The 1,321-nt window shown below is 39.3% G+C and carries 1 protein-coding gene; it reads left to right on the forward strand.

All coding sequences use genetic code 11. The features are described from left to right. Positions 1 to 275 precede the first annotated feature (275 nt). Positions 276 to 1,268 carry an IS110 family transposase gene (locus tag AC1DXF_RS29420; RefSeq protein ID WP_477452246.1) on the forward strand — a complete coding sequence of 331 codons (993 nt, stop codon included), beginning with the start codon at positions 276 to 278 and terminating at the stop codon, positions 1,266 to 1,268. The last annotated feature ends 53 nt before the right edge of the window (positions 1,269 to 1,321 follow it).

Consider the following 1,321-nt stretch of genomic DNA (forward strand, 5'->3'; position numbering starts at 1 on the left):
CGTACCTACCTTTGGTCTTACAAAGACAATTTATCAGTAAATATTGTTGTTGTTGAAATGGGGGGTCTGGGGGGTGTTAAAAACTAAAAACTTTGTGGAAAACGTTATTATAAAAGGCAGGGTGAACTTTCGTACCTCCTATGTTTTTGAGAACTAAGTGCCGTATTAGTCCCTGCCTTTTATGATTGCCCAAGGCCCAGCTAGAATACTCTCTTTGCTTCAACAAAGGTAATTGGCAAAAGGCAATTTATTTGGAATACTTAAAACACAAACGTATGAAAAACTGGAATGTTATTTTAGGTGTCGATGTTTCAAAGTTAACGCTTGACATCAGTTGTGCAAAACGGAATTTGCATATCAAAATTGACAATAACTCCAAAGGGTTTGCTGAGTTTCAGAAATGGTGCAAAACCAATGGTATAGATCTGAAAGATACATTAATGGTGATGGAATATACCGGTGGGTACGAATATCGATTCCTGCAATTCTGTGAATCGAAATCTATTCTCTATTGCCGGGTACCTGGACTAGAAATTAAACAATCCATGGGTATGGTCAGGGGTAAAAATGACAAAGCGGATTCTTTCCGTATCGGTCGCTATGGTGAAGAAAAGAGTCATAAGTTGTCGCCATCTAAACCACTGGACAAGAATATCTTAACCCTTAAGCAACTCCTATCTTTCCGTAAAAGGCTCATCAGGGAAAAGGCCGGGCTAATGAGCACTTTAAAAGAACGAAAACACATCTATGAAGTAAAGGAGACCGATACGATTGTCCGTATTGCGCAGGCAAAGATAAAAGGAGATGAAAAGCACATTGACCAGGTAGAAAGGAGGATCAGGGAATTGATCAAAAGTAATGAGGAGCTGTTGCAAAACTACCGGATAATAACAAGTATCAAGGGAATTGGGGAAGTAAACGGATGGATGACAATAGCCTACACTGAGAACTTTGTCAGTTTTAAAGATGCACGGTCATACGGTGTATATGTTGGCGTGATCCCGTTCGGCCACGATTCGGGTACCAGTATTAAAGGCCGAAAACGGGTAAGCCATTTGGCGCAAAAAGAACTAAAATCGGAACTGAACCAAGCAGCCAAAACGGCCATCACACATGATCTGGAAATAAGCGCCTATGCAAAGCGTAAACTTCAAAGCAAAAACTATTCACTGGTGCTGAATAATGTAAAATTCAAGCTGATATTACGTATGTTCTCTCTGGTAAAAAGAGGTGAAATGTATGTGGATAACTATAAGAGATCAGCTTAAAAAGCTTATTTTAAATTAAATTTGGAAATATGGTAAACCTAGAATACGGCACG

The sequence above is a fragment of the Mucilaginibacter sp. P2_A5 genome (assembly GCF_056404995.1).